Genomic DNA, 15828 nt, shown 5'->3' on the forward strand with positions numbered 1-15828 from the left:
TTAGAATCAGGGTCATGACCGCCGCTCGCCCGCATATCCGCCCCGCCCGCGACCGCCACGGCCACGGCATGCGCGGACCGCTCCTCCCCCAGCAGACCCCGCGCTACCGCAGCGCGCGCGAGCACTTCGACATGGCCGTATTGGAGGCCTATGCCCCCATCCAAAACGCCTTCGCGCCACAATTGCGAGGCCTCGACTTGGCCGTGGATACCATCCCACGCATGCGGCTTTCGCCCGATATGACCGTGCTACCGGATGAGATTATCGCCGATGGCCCAGTTCCCCTTGGCCGCGTGGTTCCCGCCGGTGTAGATTCCGAGGGCCAGCCCACCCGCGCGCGCCTAGTCATCTTCCGCATGCCCATCGAGCAACGTGCCTCTACCCCGTCCGAGCGCTCCGAGCTCCTAGGCACCGTTATTACCGCGCTGGTGGCCAACTACCTCAACTTGGATCCCGAAGAAGTGGACCCGCGCTATAGCTGGTAACCTCCGGCAAGTTTCGCGGCAGCAGAAAAGCCCCTGGCCGCACATTGCGTGCTAACCAGGGGCCTTACTGGACACCTTAATTATCCAATCTCGCGCTTGAGGCGGCGGCGCTCACGATCCGATAGCCCGCCCCAAATACCGAAGCGCTCATCGTGCTCCAGCGCGTACTCCAAGCATTCATCGCGTACCGCGCAGGCCTGGCAGATGCGCTTGGCCTCACGGGTAGAGCCTCCCTTTTCGGGGAAGAATGCTTCAGGGTCGGTCTGCGCGCACAGCGCCTGGTCCTGCCACTCCTGCTCGACGGCACCGAAGAGTTCATCGAGCGACATCTCTGCAGCAGCACCGCCACGGAGAATGGCGTTGTTATTAGCCATTTTGTCCACGCCTTTTCCTTTCTCCGAGGTTGGGTAATTCTCATCAGCGCGACCGACTGTACACCACATTTCCTTTGGGCTACCCCGCTGGGACTGTGTGGAAGTAACGGCGCCGGCCGCTGTTTCTTTCACTGATGTAATTTCACACCGGATCACTAAATATCGTCAACCCGAATTGGCGGCTTCTTCGCGCTTTCCGGCAAAAACGCAGCACACGATCCCCATGCGTCACATCCGTAACAACTGATCCCCCGCGGGGGTGTAGGTAGGGGGTACTACATGTAGTGGTACCCCGTTTTTCTGTCAACAATTTTCAGGAAATTCCGGCGTGTCGCGCGCACAACCCCGCAAAGAAGGGATCCATGCGCTTCATATCTGTGAAGATTTCGTACCATGTCGGCCGGTGCAGACAGGCGTAACAGGTGGCCCCATAAAAGAAAGGCCGAACCGAGGCTCTTTATCCTCAGTTCGGCCTATGTCAGCTAGACCTAGTGCAGCGCCCAGACCACGGCGAAAGCGTTAAGCATCGGAGCTAAAACGCACGCCGGCATCAGGAATAGAAACGCCGGGGAAGACTCGCATGCCGTCGAGAAGCTCGCAGCGTGCGCCGATATGCGCGCCTTCACCAATGACACAGTTCTCAATGACCGCGTTGGCGCCAATGTGAGCGCCGGAGGCAATGATCGAGTTGTGAATGATGGCGCCTGGCTCAATGCGCACGCCGTCAAAGACAACGGTGCCCTCCAGGCGGGAGCCCGCGCCCACCTCAGAGCCTCGGCCCACGGCGGTACCGGACAGCAGCAGCACGCCACCGGCGATACCGGCGGAGGGATCCACCAGGGACTCGCCGGTCTTGCCCTCGATTAGCGGGGAAGGCGCGATGCCGCGTACTAGGTCGGAGGAACCACGGGTGAAGTCATCCGGGCGGCCCATGTCGCGCCAGTAGGAGTTGTCTACGTGGCCGACAACTAGACGGCCTTCAGCCAAGAGCCCTGGGAAGGTTTCGCGTTCGACGGAAACAACGCGGTTGGCCGGAATGGACTCGATGACGGAGCGCTTGAACACATAGCAGCCGGCGTTGATCTGGTTGGTTGGCGGATCCTCGGTCTTTTCTAGGAACGCGGTAACTCGGCCGTTGGAGTCGGTCGGCACGCAACCAAACGCACGCGGGTCAGCCACGTTGAGCAGGTGCATGGTGACATCGGCGTCCTTGTCATGGTGCGTGGTGAGGATGCCTTCCAGATCCATGCCGGAGAGCACGTCGCCATTGAAGACCATGACCGTGTCATTGCGCAGCTTGTCGTAGACGTTGCGGATGCCGCCGCCGGTGCCGAGCGCGGTCTCTTCCACCACGTACTCGATCTCCAAGCCCAGATCGGAGCCATCACCGAAGTACTCCTCAAAGACCTCGGCCTTATAGGAGGTAGACATGACGACGTGCTCAATGCCGGCGGCCTTGATGCGGGCGAGCAGGTGCTGCAGGAACGGGTAGTTTGCCGTCGGCAGCATCGGCTTCGGCGTACCGATGGTTAGTGGGCGCAGGCGGGTGCCGCGGCCGCCGACGAGAATCACTGCATCCGTGCTGGCACCGTGGGTGGTGGCTGCTTCAGTCATAGTCTTCCTTATGTATGCGGACAGTTTTATTCTGTGATTTTCTGAGGGACAGTGTAGAGCGTATGGCGCGCAATCCAGGTCAACGGCACGCGCACCGGACCTTAAGAACGTGCCGAGGCCGAGGCAATAAGCCCGCGGACTCGCAGTCCCAGCCACAACGCTCCGCGCAGTGGGGCCTGCCACCATGCAGGGTGGCGGTCTGCCTGAAAGCGATAGGCGGAGTTGTGGTGGGCGCGCAGCATCGCTCCGGCGTGCGCTTGGGTGGAATGCCCCTTAGCGTGGCTGATGACGGCCTCCGGGCAGAAGATGTTCTGGTAGCCGGCGCGCGTGAAGCGATCTCCTAAATCCACGTCTTCGAGGTACATGAAATAGCGCTCATCAAACCCGCCGATGGCGGCGAAGGCCTCCCAGCGCACAAGAAGGCAGGAACCGGATAACCATCCGGCCGGGCGCTGGGCGGTCATATCGGCTTCATCGCGGTAGGCGCGTGACCATGGATTGGACGGCCAGATCGAAGAAAAGAGTGCGTGCCCAATGCCGGTCGCCACGGTGGGCACGGCGCGGGCCGAGGGATAATTGCTGCCATCCGGTTCCACGATGCGCGGGCCCACGGCCGCAGCATCCGGCCACTGGCGAGCGCACTCGATGAGCCGGTCAATAGATCCCGTGGTAAAGGTGACATCGGGATTAGAGATAAGGAAAAACTCCTCATCCACGCCACCGCGCTCGCGGGCGAAGCGGGCACCCGCATTCATGCCAGCGCCGTAGCCGATATTTCCGCCGGTATCGAGAAAGTCCACTCCGGCGCGCTCGCGGGCGGCGGCCTCGGGCACGCCGTCGGTGGAACCATTATCCGCAAGCACGACCTTGGTGCCGCGAGCGCAGGCACCCGGCAGGGAGTCCAAAAAACTACCGAGGTATTCACCGGGACTATAGGTCACGGTGATCACGGCCAGCGGGGATTGATTTGGTGTAGTCACAATGGCCCCGAGCTTAGTCACTGGCGCTCCTCGCACGGGGCAGGGACACTACCCGAACACGCGAAATCGGACACGGATCACTAATTTTTGCCCGTTCTGCCTTAAACTGTCTCCAGATCCCCACCAATCTAGAAAGCCTCCACTTGTGACTTCTGAGAACACTCGCCGGGCACGCACCATCCAGCCGGCGCCCTCTGCCGCTAGTGCGGTAAAGCAAAAAGGTTCCACGGCCATCAAGGCGATCGTGGCACTCCTGTCTGCCTTGATCCTGGTGGTATCTGGCGTGGGTTATGCCACCGTGGGTCGGCTGGATAATGGCATGTCTTCGGCCACGGACTTGTCCCTGGACGGCCAGGGCTTGTCGGGTAACTCGCTCGATGGCGCAGTGGATATCTTGCTGGTGGGCAAGGATTCGCGTACCGACGCCAAAGGCGATCCCCTCTCTGAGAAGGAATTGGCGGACCTGCACGCCGGCGTGGCCGATGGTGAGGAAAATACCGACACCATGATGCTGATCCGCGTTCCGGAGGACGGTTCCCGCGCTACCGCCGTATCCATTCCGCGCGATACCTATGTCAAGGATCCGGACTACGGCAATATGAAGATGAATGCTGTCTTCGCCTCCCATAAGAACGCCAAGGTGGAAGAGCTCGAGCAGGAAAATGCCGAGGCGGAGGCTAAGGGTAAAAAGAAGCCGCACTCGGATAAGGACATCGAAAAGCAGGGCGTTGAAGCCGGCCGCGAAGGATTGCTGGCCATGGTGCGCACCCTGACCGGTGTGTCCATCGATCATTACGCGGAGGTGGGCCTATTGGGCTTTACCCTGCTAACTGACGCCGTCGATGGCGTGGATGTCTGCCTCAACGATGATGTTGATGATGACATGTCTGGCGCTAAGTTCAGCAAGGGCAAGCAGACCCTCGACGGCGCCAAGGCCCTAGCTTTCGTGCGCCAGCGCTATAACCTCCCGCGCGGCGACCTCGACCGTATCGTGCGCCAGCAGGCCTTCATGGCTTCCCTAGTCAATAAGATCCTGGACAATGACACCCTGGCTAATCCTTCCAAGCTGTCCAAGATTGCCAAGGCGGTAGAGCGCTCCGTGGTCATCGATGATGGCTGGGACATCATGGGCTTTGTCACCCAGCTGGCCGGCCTTGCCGGCGGCAATGTCACCTTCACCACTATCCCGGTAACCTCCATCGACGGCCAGGGCGATTATGGCGAATCCATCGTCACCATCGATGCCGCCGAGGTCCACCGCTTCATGGATGACCTGGCCAAGACCCACGATGAAGCCACCGATGAGTCCAAGGCCGAAGATAAGGACAAGCAAGAAAAGGCAGACAAGGACAAGGACGTCGATCCGAATATCAATATTCACGTCCTCAACGCCGGCAATATTGATGGCTTGGCATCAGGCATCGGCTCTTGGCTGGAAGGCAAGGGCTACACGGTGGAGCGCTCCGCGAATGCGCAGCCGGGCATCTACAGCGAGTCGCAGGTCGTCGCCGCCGATCCGACGAGCGAGGATGCTAAGGCCCTGGCCAAGAAGCTGGGTGGGTTGCCGGTGGCAGAGAATCCGCAACTCGACGATGACACCCTCATCGTGGTTGCTACCGACGATTACCAGGGACCTTCCGATAAGGAAGCTAGCGACCAGGAGCCGGAGGCGGATAAGTCCAGCCAGCCGGTAGGCACCCCGGGCGATGACTTCGGTACCGCTAAGGTCTCCCCGGAGATTGACGCTGGTGGCGACGGCCCGCGCTGCGTGAACTAGCACTTCTCCCCTACGATGGGCGGGTATGGAACTACTCGCCCATCTTTTGCGTGCCGACGCCGCCTCCCCGCGGCTTACCGTATACAACGAGGCGACCGGCGCGCGCATGGATTTTTCCGCGCAAACGCTCGACAATTGGGTGGCCAAGATCGCCAATATGCTGGAAGAAGAGCTCGACCTAGAGGCGGATTCCACCATCGCTATCGATCTTCCTTCCTCGTGGCAGGCGGCCGTTGTAGCCTTGGGCGCCCTTGCTTCTGGCCCTTCCTATAGCTTTGGCGAGTCCGCGCCGCTTGCCGACGTCGTCTTCACCTCCCCCTCCCGCTATGCGGCCGCCCATGAGCGCCAACCCCAGGCCGACATCGTGCTCATTAGCGAGGACCCCTTTGGCCGCGGCGTCGTAGAGTCCGGCGGGGAGCTGCCCACCGGCGCCATCGATTTTGGACCCACCGTGCGCTTCTACGGTGATCAGTACTTCGGCGAAACCCAACCACTGCCCCAGCTTGTCGATGCCCCCGCATCTGCCGAGCGCCTGCTTTCTACCGGCTGGTCAGATAATGAGTCTTTCTCCCGCGCTGTGCTCGAGCCCCTAGCCGCTGGCGGTTCCGCGGTCATCGTTGCCGGCATGTGCCCGACCGAACGCTTGGAGGAAATCGCCGCCAATGAAAAGGCCACCGCCCGCCTCTAATAGTTTCAGAATGCAGACTGGGCCCAGATACACTTAGCCCTCGTTATGTTTCTGGGAATCTCTGTAGACGCATGGTCCTCTATCTTCATCGGCGTCCTCATCCTCGCTGGCACCATTACTCAAGGCACCATTGGTTTTGGCTTAGGCACCATTGCCACGCCCATAATCGCGCTCATTCGACCTGAGCTCGTGCCCACGCTCATTCTGCTGCTCGCGCTGTGCATTTCCAGCTATACGCTCGCGCGCACTTACCGCGAAACGTCCTGGCGCGTTGTGGGCATTTCCTCCCTCGCCCGCATTCCCGGTTCTCTGGTGGGCGCTTGGGCAATTGCCAGCCTCTCCCCCGATGGGCTGTCCATCTTTATCGGTTGTGCCGTACTCCTTGCTATGACGCTATCCAGCTTGGGATGGAACCCTCGCCCCACCACCGTCAATACGCTCATCGCTGGCGTAGCCTCCGGCGTCCTGGGCACCTCGACCTCCATCGGCGGCCCGCCTATGGCGCTGATCATGAAGCGCTTTGACCCCAACCGCACACGCGGCACCTTAGCGGGCACCTTTGTGCTCGGAACCTTAATTTCTCTTATAATTCTGACGTTTAATGGGCAAATCAGCGGCACCCAGGTCACCACCGCGGCGGCCTATTTCCCCCTAGTCGTCATTGGGCTCATTGCCGCCAACTACCTCAACCGATTTATAGATAGGCACCTTCTCAACCGTATCGTCATCATCGTGGCCATCGCTGCGGCCCTTATGCTGATTCTCGAATCGGCCCTATTCTAGCCCCCGGGCCCTACCCCTCAGCAGAAAACCTCGGCAGGCTCCAGTTGCGAAACATGCCAACCTCTGCCATGTAAACGCCTATAACTTATGTCACGTAACATTCATAACAAAGCATTTTATACCCCTTCCCTACCCGCTTAAATGCAGCGCACGACGCATATTGTGACGTGACCACAACTTTTCGTCAGGCCCCTAAACCCCTCCCAGAGGCCACCCAAACACCCCCAGATAGGGGCCCACTCCCTTCGTGTCGATTCTCTATTGTATAGACAATCATTTATCAATATTTTTTCACGCACTATCAGCCGCTTAGCGGGAACAAGCCCCAATAAACAGCTTAGTCTATATAAAAAATACCCACCCGTCGGCGTGGAAAATATATAGACATCTAAGAGATGAATTAATTCTGTGCCTGTTTTAGCGTTTTCTCAGCGCAACATTGAGAGTTGCTGGATTTCATTCATAAGTTCATTCATTTTCTACCTGCCCAGGAGAAGTTATATATGTCGATTCGTCGTCGCATGACCGGCCTGACCGCCGGCCTCATCGTCGCCGGCACCGCATTCGCGGCACCGCTGGCTGGCGCAGCTACCCAGACCGAGTCCTACCCGGAGACCCCGGCCCTGAACCCGGACCTGCCAATCATCCACACCACCCACGGTTCCGACCACATGAAGGCGAATATCCTGAACCCTCGCCCGGTATGTAACCCGTGGGAGGACCACCGCACCGTGGTCTACAAGGTCTCCGACCGTTTCCTGCCGGCCGGCACCATCTCCACCACCAACCAGACCAAGAAGGACATCCCGCTGCAGCAGGATCTATCCAAGTCTCAGTCCATCTCCCTTTCCGTCAACGGTGACCGCACCGAGACCACGTCCATGAACCTGGGCGGCAAGGGCTCCAAGAAGGGCGCTGAAGGCTCCCTCGGCATTTCTCACGAGATCGCTACCAAGATTGGTGCTAGCGCTTCCTACTCCCTGTCTTGGGATGCTGGCCAGTCCATCGGACCTTACGACGTTCCGCCAAACCACACCGGCGAGGCTACCTACGGCTTCCGCGTGCTGAACATGACTGGTACCCAGCAGTACTGCAAGCCAAACGGCACCTGGTCCACTCCGACCGCTTGGAACGCTATGCAGCCGGTAAAGAACGAGGTTCGCGTCAAGCTGTACGATAAGCTGTCTGACTCCTACGCTCCCAACAAGGACGCTCAGAACACCACCGACGTCAATGACCCGAAGGTCGTTGAAGAGGACAAGAACCTCGAGGCTGACGCAGAGGTAGTCAAGGAGTCCGAGGGCAACGCTAAGGAAGCAACCGAGAAGGTCTCTGAAGCAGAGGGCAAGAACGAAGAGGCGGCTGACAAGAAGAAGCAGGAAGAGGTTGACGCCAAGGAAGACAAGAAGGACTCCAAGCACAAGCTCGACCTCGAGCCTTACCTGACCGTTTCCGGCGCTAAGCACGCTGGCTTCGCAGGCACCGTTGCTCTGCGCGCCAAGAACGTTGGCTCCGAGCGTTACTACGGCGAGTTCCCAGCTACCCAGTTCCGCGTGGACGTAAAGACCGCTAAGGGCCCGAAGGGCGTTGACCGCCTCATCACCCCGCGCTCCTCCAACGGCGCTCACATCCGTGACCTGGGCTTCAACGAGAAGACCTCCACTCGCTCCTTCGAGGTAACCCTGGCTAACCCGATTAACGCTGGCGAAGAGGCCCGCATCGCTAACCTGGACTTCGGCGACGGCAACACCAAGGAAGGCCGCCTCATCAACAACATCGAGGTAACCCAGACCTCCCGCATCAAGGGTGATGACTCCAAGCACAACGACCAGAACGTTGACTCCCGCGAGCACACCCTGAATGACTTTGGCAAGAAGAACGAGGGCCTGTTCTAAGAATACCCTACTTCTGCCCTAGGAAAATAGTTTCCTAGTCAGTCACTCCCAGAAGGCCGCTGCATCATCAAACGGTGCGGCGGCCTTCTTTCTTACCCTCGCCTACCCATACACGTCATTACTCCGCTTCAGATGTTCCCACCGAGGTTTTGGACGAGCACCCAGAGATTGAAGAGCTCTTCGCTCCCCTTTCGCAGTTGCTTACCGACGAAAAGATGCAGGAACTCAACGCCCGCGTCGACGTCGATGGCGAAGACTACATCACCGTGGCGCTAGATTTCTTGAAGGAAGAAAACCTGATCGCGGACTAGCTGCGGCACCTTAACAAGATTCCCAAAGACCGTTGCACCACCCTCGGTGCGGCGGTCTTTAACATTTATTTAACTTAGATCACAAATTTGCTTTCGTTCACCAGAACCTTCAGATAGATTGTGTATGTTACCCCATTCACAAACACTGGAGGATGAATTCTATGTCTCACACGACTGCGAATGCGCCCGCTTCACCAGCCAGCCCACCCACCACTGGCGGTGCAGGTACTTCACCCAGCGGCCAGGTGACCACTAATAAGGCCGTCAATAGCCAATGGACCATCACGCTCTTCGGCACCGCCGTGGGTGCAGGCATCCTCTTCCTGCCGATTTCGGCCGGCAGCTTCGGCTTCATCCCGCTACTGGTGGCTACCCTGCTCATCTTCCCAATGACCTACCTGGCCCACCGCGCGTTTTCTTGGATCATCAGCTATTCCCCGCTACACGGCGAAGATGTCCTCGCGGTACTCACTCACTTCTTCGGCCGCGGCAATGGCATCATCCTGGCAATCATCTACTGGTTCACCATCTTCCCGGTGGTGCTCATCTACGGCGTATCGATTACGAATACGGTCGATAGCTTCATCGTCAACCAGCTGGGCGGCCCGGAAATCTCCCGCTACATCCTGGCGCCACTGTGCGTGGGCCTCATGACACTCGCGCTCGCCTTTGGCAACGCCATCATGCTCAAGATTGCCCAGTTCGTGGTCTACCCGCTCATCGTGGCGCTCGCAGCGGTATCGCTCTACCTCATCCCGCAATGGGACTTGGGCTCCTTCCTGGAAGCCGGCGACCACAGCGCCGGCGGCGTCCTCAAGGCCATCATCCTCATCCTTCCAGTATTGGTCTTCTCCTTCTCCTTCGTTGCCGCCATCTCCCAGTTCTCCCTGGGCATGGAGAAGGAATACGGCGCGGACCACCACGCGCAGTCCGATAAAGTCATCCGCAACTCCGCCATCCTGCTGACCATCTTCACCATGTTCTTCGTCTGGTCCTGCGCCCTGGCCATGGGCGCGGACGGCATGCAGGAGGCTAATGACAAGAACCTGCCGGTACTCTCCTACTTCGCCAACGAAACCGGCACCCAGTTTATGGCCTACATGGCGCCCATTGTCGTTATTTGCGCGGTGGCCTCCTCCTACTTCGGCCACGCCCTTGGCACCATCGAGGGCACCCAGTACCTCTTCAACCTGGGCGCGCCAAAGGCCACGAAGAAGATGTCTACGCGCACACTCGACTTGTGGACCTACCTCTTCATCTTTGTTTCAACCTCCCTGGTGGGTATTTTCAACCCCTCCATCCTGGATATGATTTCCGTCGTGGGCGGTGTCTTCTTCGCCTTCATGACCTACCTGCTACCCATCTGGGTCATCTACCGCGTGGAGGCACTGGCACGGTTCCGGGGCAACAAGACCAACTTCTTCGTGGCGATCATGGGTCTTATCGTGCTCTTCGCCACCATCTGGGGAATGTTCCAATAATTCCACAAAAACATGGTTCGACAAGGCCTTTTCCTCTCTGGCAGGGTGGGAGACATCATGTCAGAACAGGAAAAGGATCCCGACCTAAAGATTAAGCTCGGGCAGAACAACGAAATCAAAATTAAAAACAAGTACGAGACTTTCTCCATCGCCAATGACATCGCCATCTCTGTGGTCTTCATCCTTGGCTCAGTGCTGACACTGGCCGGCATGTCAATGGTCGCCACCGTCTTCTACCTTCTCGGCAGCCTGGGCATGGCAGCCCGCCCAGCTATCCGCTTGAAGCGGCGCACGCACCTGCAACGCATTGGAGCGGATGCCAATACCGCCGAAAGCTACGACTACTAGGCGCAATGGGCAGACGCGGCTAACAGTAAACTTTCAGCAACTCGCAGCGACCTATCAGGCGCAACCCATTGCAGTAGCAGCCCCGTACCCCATACTTAAATCATGCGTTTGAGAGAGCGCATACGAGAGAGATAGAGAGAACCCCTCAGTTTCCAGAGGGCGGCTTTAAGCCGATACATGGGAACACCTTGTAGAGAGAGACGCCTGCGGCCCTCGGCTCCTTTTAGGTTCCGAGGGCCGCAGGCGTTTTACACGGCTCCACGGTACTACTCGTGCAGCTTATTTTTCTTCGATGCGAAGAGAACTGCGATGCCGGTCACCAGCGCCGCGGCCACCAAATAGAAGGCGGGGGCGAGCTGCAGGCCCGTGACGTCAATAAGCCACGTGGCAATCATCGGTGCGGTACCGCCAAATACAGCGTTGGCGGTATTAAACGTCAACGCGAAACCGGACAGGCGCACGTGGGTGGGGAATTGTTCGGAAAGGAAGGAGGGCAGGACGCCGTCGTTAAGCGCCAGCACGCCGCCCAAGCAGACCTGAATGATAATGACAAGGAAGAGCCCGGCGCCATCGAGAAGCATGAAGGCCGGAATGATGGTCGCGCCCATGAAGGCGGCCGCGCACAGCATCGTCGTGCGGCGACCAAGACGGTCCGAAAGCATGCCGGTGAGCAGGGCAAAGCCCACATAGAATGCGGACGCCACCGAGGACGCGATAAATGCCGGCGTCGCGGCCATGCCCAACTCCTCCGACAGGTAAGTGGGCAGGTAAGTCAAAATGACGTAGAAGCCAATGGCGTTGAGCACCGCGCCCGCAAAGGCAATGGCTAGGGCCTTGGGGTACTTCAGAACCTCGCGCAGCGGGGACTCCTCCGGCTCATCCTGGTCCTCAAAGTGGGAGGACTCTTCCGTGTTGCGGCGAATCCACAGGCCGTATAGACCCAAAGGCAGCGCAATCAGGAATGGCACACGCCAACCCCAGGAATCCAGGGCGGCATCATCAAGGACTCCAGTCAGCAGCGCCGCAATGAGCGAGCCCAAGAGCAAGCCCGAGGCCGTCGCGGAGGGCACCACCGCCGAATAGATGCCACGCTTGCCGGCTGGGGCAATCTCAGCCAGGTGCGTGGCCGCGCCCGCATACTCGCCGGCTGCGGAAAAGCCCTGCACCATGCGGCACAGCAATAGCAAGATGGAGGCGGCAAAGCCTATGGTGGAATAGCCCGGCAGGAAACCGATGCACGCAGTTGCCACCGACATCATCACAATAGACACCGTCAGCGTATGGATGCGCCCGTATTTATCACCAAAGTGACCCCACACGATGCCGCCCAAGGGCCGCACTAGGAACGACAACGCGAAGAGCGCAAACGTCATAATCAGCGCGCGGCGGCCTTCCATCTCCGGAAAGAACACACGGGAGATAATCGCGGACATATAGATATAGGCCGCATAGTCGAACCACTCGATGAAGGTGCCAATAAACGCCGCCTTAATGGCCGAGCGATGCTGGCGCCTGGTTTCTTCCGCATCCTCTACCTGCGCCGGCACAACGTCCTTGGCTGGGGGTTGGGCTGTGAGAGGAGACATGCTCCTCACCTCGATTCTGTAGCTCTACAAGCAGGTGAAACGGCGCAGCCTGACTGCGCGCATATCTTCCACCCTACAGAAACAAACTATGTTCTACGTCACTTTCACGCGCCAATGTTGCACATCTCCACCCCAGTCCTGCTTTCCGACGCCCTCCCCACCCCATTCCCAGCCACTAACAGCAACCCAACAGCCGGACCCCATGGCCGCTACAGCCCAGTGCCCCATACTGAGATTGTGCGTTTGAGAGAGCGCATATGAGAGAGATAGAGAGAACCCCTGCAGTTTCCACAGGGCGGCAGATGCCGATACATGGAAACGACATGAGAGACGCCCGTGGCCTCCAGCTCCGAAAGGAACTGGGGCAACGGGCGTTTCCCTAGCTAGAGTCTAGGCATCATGCGGAAGAAGGCCGTTGCGGAAGCTTTTTATCAAAATCAATTAGGCGACCAAAGGCCCAATCCTTATCAGTAAGCAAGCGAGAAAACACCAAACCGGCACCAATAGATCCAACTACCATCATTCCAGTTGCCACATTGGCCAACGCTTGATCCATCTGACCATCGTTCAAATAAAACACCGCCCGGAACATTGTCACCCCTGGGATCATAATCACCGCGGCCGGAACGGTGGTTGTAATACGAGGAAGACGCGCCCTTTTAGAAGCTACTGCCCCCAGCAACCCGATGATTAATCCACCCACAAAGGCTGCAAAGAAAATGGTTGTTCCCGCGTGAATTAGAATCAAACGAAGCTCATTTGCCACGGTTCCAACGCACGCCGCTACCAAGACCATGCGGCGAGAAGAGTTAAAAAGAAAAGCAAACCCAGCAATGCCCAGAAAACTTGCCAGCGGCGCCAACAGAAACCATTGCATATCCTGCACAGGTGCAGGTGGTTCAGGACTAAGTTTTGTCAGCCAGCTAACCATAGAGACCGTGAAAGCCGCCGTGAATATGACGGTAAAGGCGTACCCCAATCTGACAATCCCCGCATCAAGATCAAATCGCGCTATGTCGATCAAAGCAGAGAAAAGTGGAAACCCGGGAATCAGGAATAAAACGGCCGCCACAAAACCCGAGGACAGTTCACTGGGTTCCACCGAGCCTATAGCCCCGAAAAATTCCGTCAACAAGAAGAAAACTATGCTTGCCGTCGCACCACCAGCAATCACTCCTCCAATTTGATGAACGTGACGGTGGAGAACTGTATAACGAACAAACTGGCCTGCAAACGCCGCCAAAGCAACCAACCCCACTGCTTCCAGCGGGAAAAAATTAAGATACGCAAACGCCGCACATGCGATCGCGGCAGCGAAAGAAAGAGTTAGACCGCCCCAGCGCTTTTTGACATTATGCTCGATAGTATCCAGCATCGCCGCTAATTCCTGAGCGGTGATCCCTGCGTAGAGGCGATTGTGGGTTAAATCTTCCAAGGCTTCAATCCGAGAGGCATCAACTGCAGGCGAATGTTGCCGAGCAATGACCGTCCGGAAGTATTCGCCACGGTGAAACGTACAGGTAATCTGCGTCAGACCCACTGTGGCATCTAGATGGTCAAACCCCAATGCTCGCGCACTCCGTTTCATCCCTCTAAGTACGCGATAACCAGAGGTGCCGGCCCCCATTAGGAGCATTCCCACCCGCAATACAACGTCCGCCTCGACACCCATTTGCCGATGCATCTCCGGATCAAATTGTTGTGCCATCTCTCCTCCTCTGACACTGCTCCTGGCGCACAATTAAAGACTTGTCGACCCCAACCCGATAGCGCGCTTGTAGTTTCCCTAGAATCTTACGCAAAAGAAGCCTCTTGTGAATCAGGCTCATCGATCCAAAAGCCTCCACCTTGATACCCGTAAGCTGATTGAGCTATTTTTTATCCTCCGCCAAATGATTGCCACTATATTCACAGGAAAATACCAGACCTATGGCAGCCTAGCGCGTTATCTTTAATTTACGTGTTCGAGAGAACGCAAGAGAGATAGAGAGAACCAGTTCCAGCGCCCTGTGGCCCCAAGCGAGGCCCGGGCGTTGGAGCTGTTTTAGGGGTCTGCAGGTTGGGGCGTGGAAGGAGAAGGCGTCGGAAAGCGGTGCATGGCTCAAATTCGCGGTTATAGATCCTACGGGCTACCCCCGCCACCTCATACAGCGCGCATGCCAAAAGGAATGGCCACACACCCTATTGGAGCCGTGCGGCCGAATGCTGCACTTCGGTTAGCTGTTTCCTAAGTAACTCATCGCAGCGGCGATAAGGGCTTCGGTGCCGGTGCGCAGAGTGGGCTGGAGCAGCGGAGCGAAGTGCGGACTGTGGTTGGGGACATCCTTTTCTTCTTCGCGGCCGGAAAATACCCAAAAGCAGTAGGGAACGCCGAAAGCGCGGGCGATGGTGGAAAAATCTTCCGAGGCGGTGAGGGGCTCGGCATCAAGGACGCGGTCGGTGCCGAAGTAGGACACAAAGGCTTCCTTAAGGCGTTCCGTAGTGCCCCCATCATTGCTGGTAAGCGGGTAGGAATCGTGGTAGCTGAACTCGGCCGGCTGCGGGCTGCCGGCAGCCTGACACTCGGCATTGACAATGCGCTCGATGGCGCCGGTGATTTTATCGCGTACCTGCTCGCTATAGGCGCGCACATTGATTTTCAGGTTGGCCTCGAAGGGGATGATATTGGCCTTCGAGCCGGCGTTGATGGCCCCCACGGTCAGCACACCGAATTCGGAGGGGCTGAGTTCGCGGGAGATGACCGTCTGTAAGCGCATGACAATCGAGCTGGCCAGGACCACGGGGTCAACACTGAGGTGCGGCATGGAGCCGTGCGAGCCTTGTCCATAAACCTTGACGTCCATGCTGACCGCGGTGGACATGAATGGGCCGGAGGCCAACGCCACCGTACCGGCGGGAAAGTTGCTGGCAAAGACGTGTTGACCAAGCACTACGTCCGGCGTGGCGACCTTATCCACAAGTCCGTCATCCACCATGGACTGGGCACCGGCGGCAATCTCCTCGCCTGGCTGAAAAATGAGCTGTAGGGTGCCAGACCACTGGTCGGTCGCCTGCGCCATGAGCGCGCCCATGCCCAGCAGGCTGGCGACATGGGAATCGTGGCCGCAGGCGTGCATGACGGGGACCGTGTTTCCTTCCTGGTCAACGGCGGTATCGGTGGAGGCATAATCCAGGCCGGTGTCCTCCTGAACCGGCAGGCCATCGAAATCCGCGCGCAGCATGACGGTAGGCCCGGCACCGTTTTCTAAGACACCGACCACGCCGCCGCCTACTTCAATGTGGCGAAAACCGAGATCGGCAAGCTTGTCCTTGATAATGCCCAGCGTGCGCTCTTCCCGCATGGATAGCTCTGGGTGCTGGTGCAGATCCTTATAGAGCGGCTCCTGCCAATCCTTGACGGAGTCATAGTTGCTGCAAACAGTACGGACAGACATTGCTTCCTCCTTGTGGGGTCGCGGTGGATTTTGGGGCCAGTGTAGTGGGGTGGGAGGAAGGTGGGCGTCGGC

The 15828-nt window shown here is 58.2% G+C and carries 14 protein-coding genes; 8 read left to right on the forward strand and 6 right to left on the reverse strand.

Features of this window, described 5'->3' with window-relative positions:
* Positions 1–14 precede the first annotated feature (14 nt).
* A complete protein-coding gene (locus MHY08_RS01430) occupies positions 15–485 on the forward strand; it encodes a metallopeptidase family protein (protein ID WP_005322429.1) in 471 nt (156 codons plus the stop codon).
* Between the two features lie 80 nt (positions 486–565).
* Here the strand turns inward: MHY08_RS01430 and MHY08_RS01435 are convergent, their stop codons facing one another.
* The 3 genes from MHY08_RS01435 to MHY08_RS01445 all read right to left on the reverse strand — a co-directional run bounded on the left by MHY08_RS01435 (position 566) and on the right by MHY08_RS01445 (position 3474).
* Complete coding sequence (locus tag MHY08_RS01435) at positions 566–814, reverse strand: WhiB family transcriptional regulator (protein WP_005528147.1); 249 nt, start codon at positions 812–814, stop codon at positions 566–568.
* Positions 815–1378: 564 nt separating this feature from the next.
* Complete coding sequence (locus MHY08_RS01440) at positions 1379–2473, reverse strand: sugar phosphate nucleotidyltransferase (RefSeq protein ID WP_179387501.1); 1095 nt, start codon at positions 2471–2473, stop codon at positions 1379–1381.
* A gap of 101 nt (positions 2474–2574) precedes the next feature.
* Positions 2575–3474, reverse strand: coding sequence for a glycosyltransferase family 2 protein (locus MHY08_RS01445; RefSeq protein WP_239234887.1), 900 nt, complete (start codon positions 3472–3474; stop codon positions 2575–2577).
* Positions 3475–3598: 124 nt separating this feature from the next.
* Between MHY08_RS01445 and MHY08_RS01450 the strand changes: the two genes are divergently transcribed.
* The 7 genes from MHY08_RS01450 to MHY08_RS01480 all read left to right on the forward strand — a co-directional run bounded on the left by MHY08_RS01450 (position 3599) and on the right by MHY08_RS01480 (position 10736).
* Complete coding sequence (locus MHY08_RS01450; protein WP_239234890.1) at positions 3599–5230, forward strand: LCP family protein; 1632 nt, start codon at positions 3599–3601, stop codon at positions 5228–5230.
* Positions 5231–5255: 25 nt separating this feature from the next.
* A complete protein-coding gene (locus MHY08_RS01455) occupies positions 5256–5918 on the forward strand; it encodes a TIGR03089 family protein (RefSeq protein ID WP_239234892.1) in 663 nt (220 codons plus the stop codon).
* A gap of 45 nt (positions 5919–5963) precedes the next feature.
* On the forward strand, positions 5964–6701 hold the full coding sequence (locus MHY08_RS01460) for a sulfite exporter TauE/SafE family protein (RefSeq protein ID WP_239234894.1): 738 nt from the start codon (positions 5964–5966) through the stop codon (positions 6699–6701).
* Between the two features lie 503 nt (positions 6702–7204).
* The gene (locus MHY08_RS01465; RefSeq protein WP_239234896.1) at positions 7205–8596 is read left to right on the forward strand and encodes a hypothetical protein; all 1392 of its coding nucleotides are present in this window, start codon (positions 7205–7207) and stop codon (positions 8594–8596) included.
* 149 nt (positions 8597–8745) lie between these two features.
* Complete coding sequence (locus MHY08_RS01470; RefSeq protein WP_239234898.1) at positions 8746–8907, forward strand: glycine betaine ABC transporter substrate-binding protein; 162 nt, start codon at positions 8746–8748, stop codon at positions 8905–8907.
* A gap of 161 nt (positions 8908–9068) precedes the next feature.
* Entirely contained in the window at positions 9069–10388 is a 1320-nt protein-coding gene (locus MHY08_RS01475; protein WP_239193455.1) for an amino acid permease, read from the forward strand.
* 57 nt (positions 10389–10445) lie between these two features.
* Positions 10446–10736, forward strand: coding sequence for a YrhK family protein (locus tag MHY08_RS01480; protein WP_234447434.1), 291 nt, complete (start codon positions 10446–10448; stop codon positions 10734–10736).
* Positions 10737–11002: 266 nt separating this feature from the next.
* Here the strand turns inward: MHY08_RS01480 and MHY08_RS01485 are convergent, their stop codons facing one another.
* The 3 genes from MHY08_RS01485 to MHY08_RS01495 all read right to left on the reverse strand — a co-directional run bounded on the left by MHY08_RS01485 (position 11003) and on the right by MHY08_RS01495 (position 15756).
* Positions 11003–12322, reverse strand: coding sequence for an MFS transporter (locus MHY08_RS01485; RefSeq protein WP_239234901.1), 1320 nt, complete (start codon positions 12320–12322; stop codon positions 11003–11005).
* Positions 12323–12719: 397 nt separating this feature from the next.
* Positions 12720–14030: a threonine/serine exporter ThrE family protein gene (locus tag MHY08_RS01490; RefSeq protein WP_239234903.1), complete on the reverse strand. Its 1311-nt coding sequence runs from the start codon at positions 14028–14030 to the stop codon at positions 12720–12722.
* 508 nt (positions 14031–14538) lie between these two features.
* Complete coding sequence (locus tag MHY08_RS01495; protein ID WP_239234905.1) at positions 14539–15756, reverse strand: amidohydrolase; 1218 nt, start codon at positions 15754–15756, stop codon at positions 14539–14541.
* Between the last annotated feature and the right edge of the window lie 72 nt (positions 15757–15828).

This window comes from Corynebacterium sp. ACRPJ, assembly GCF_022347345.1.
In the GTDB taxonomy this organism is placed as follows: Bacteria; Actinomycetota; Actinomycetes; order Mycobacteriales; family Mycobacteriaceae; genus Corynebacterium; species Corynebacterium tuberculostearicum_D.

Excerpts from the sequence above, each read along its gene's own strand:
- MHY08_RS01430 (WP_005322429.1), top strand. The coding sequence starts at position 15 with ATGACCGCCGCTCGCCCGCATATCCGCCCCGCCCGCGACCGCCACGGC.
- MHY08_RS01435 (WP_005528147.1), bottom strand. The coding sequence starts at position 814 with ATGTCGCTCGATGAACTCTTCGGTGCCGTCGAGCAGGAGTGGCAGGAC.
- MHY08_RS01440 (WP_179387501.1), bottom strand. The coding sequence starts at position 2,473 with ATGACTGAAGCAGCCACCACCCACGGTGCCAGCACGGATGCAGTGATT.
- MHY08_RS01455 (WP_239234892.1), top strand. The coding sequence starts at position 5,256 with ATGGAACTACTCGCCCATCTTTTGCGTGCCGACGCCGCCTCCCCGCGG.
- MHY08_RS01460 (WP_239234894.1), top strand. The coding sequence starts at position 5,964 with ATGTTTCTGGGAATCTCTGTAGACGCATGGTCCTCTATCTTCATCGGC.
- MHY08_RS01465 (WP_239234896.1), top strand. The coding sequence starts at position 7,205 with ATGTCGATTCGTCGTCGCATGACCGGCCTGACCGCCGGCCTCATCGTC.
- MHY08_RS01475 (WP_239193455.1), top strand. The coding sequence starts at position 9,069 with ATGTCTCACACGACTGCGAATGCGCCCGCTTCACCAGCCAGCCCACCC.
- MHY08_RS01480 (WP_234447434.1), top strand. The coding sequence starts at position 10,446 with ATGTCAGAACAGGAAAAGGATCCCGACCTAAAGATTAAGCTCGGGCAG.
- MHY08_RS01485 (WP_239234901.1), bottom strand. The coding sequence starts at position 12,322 with ATGTCTCCTCTCACAGCCCAACCCCCAGCCAAGGACGTTGTGCCGGCG.
- MHY08_RS01490 (WP_239234903.1), bottom strand. The coding sequence starts at position 14,030 with ATGGCACAACAATTTGATCCGGAGATGCATCGGCAAATGGGTGTCGAG.
- MHY08_RS01495 (WP_239234905.1), bottom strand. The coding sequence starts at position 15,756 with ATGTCTGTCCGTACTGTTTGCAGCAACTATGACTCCGTCAAGGATTGG.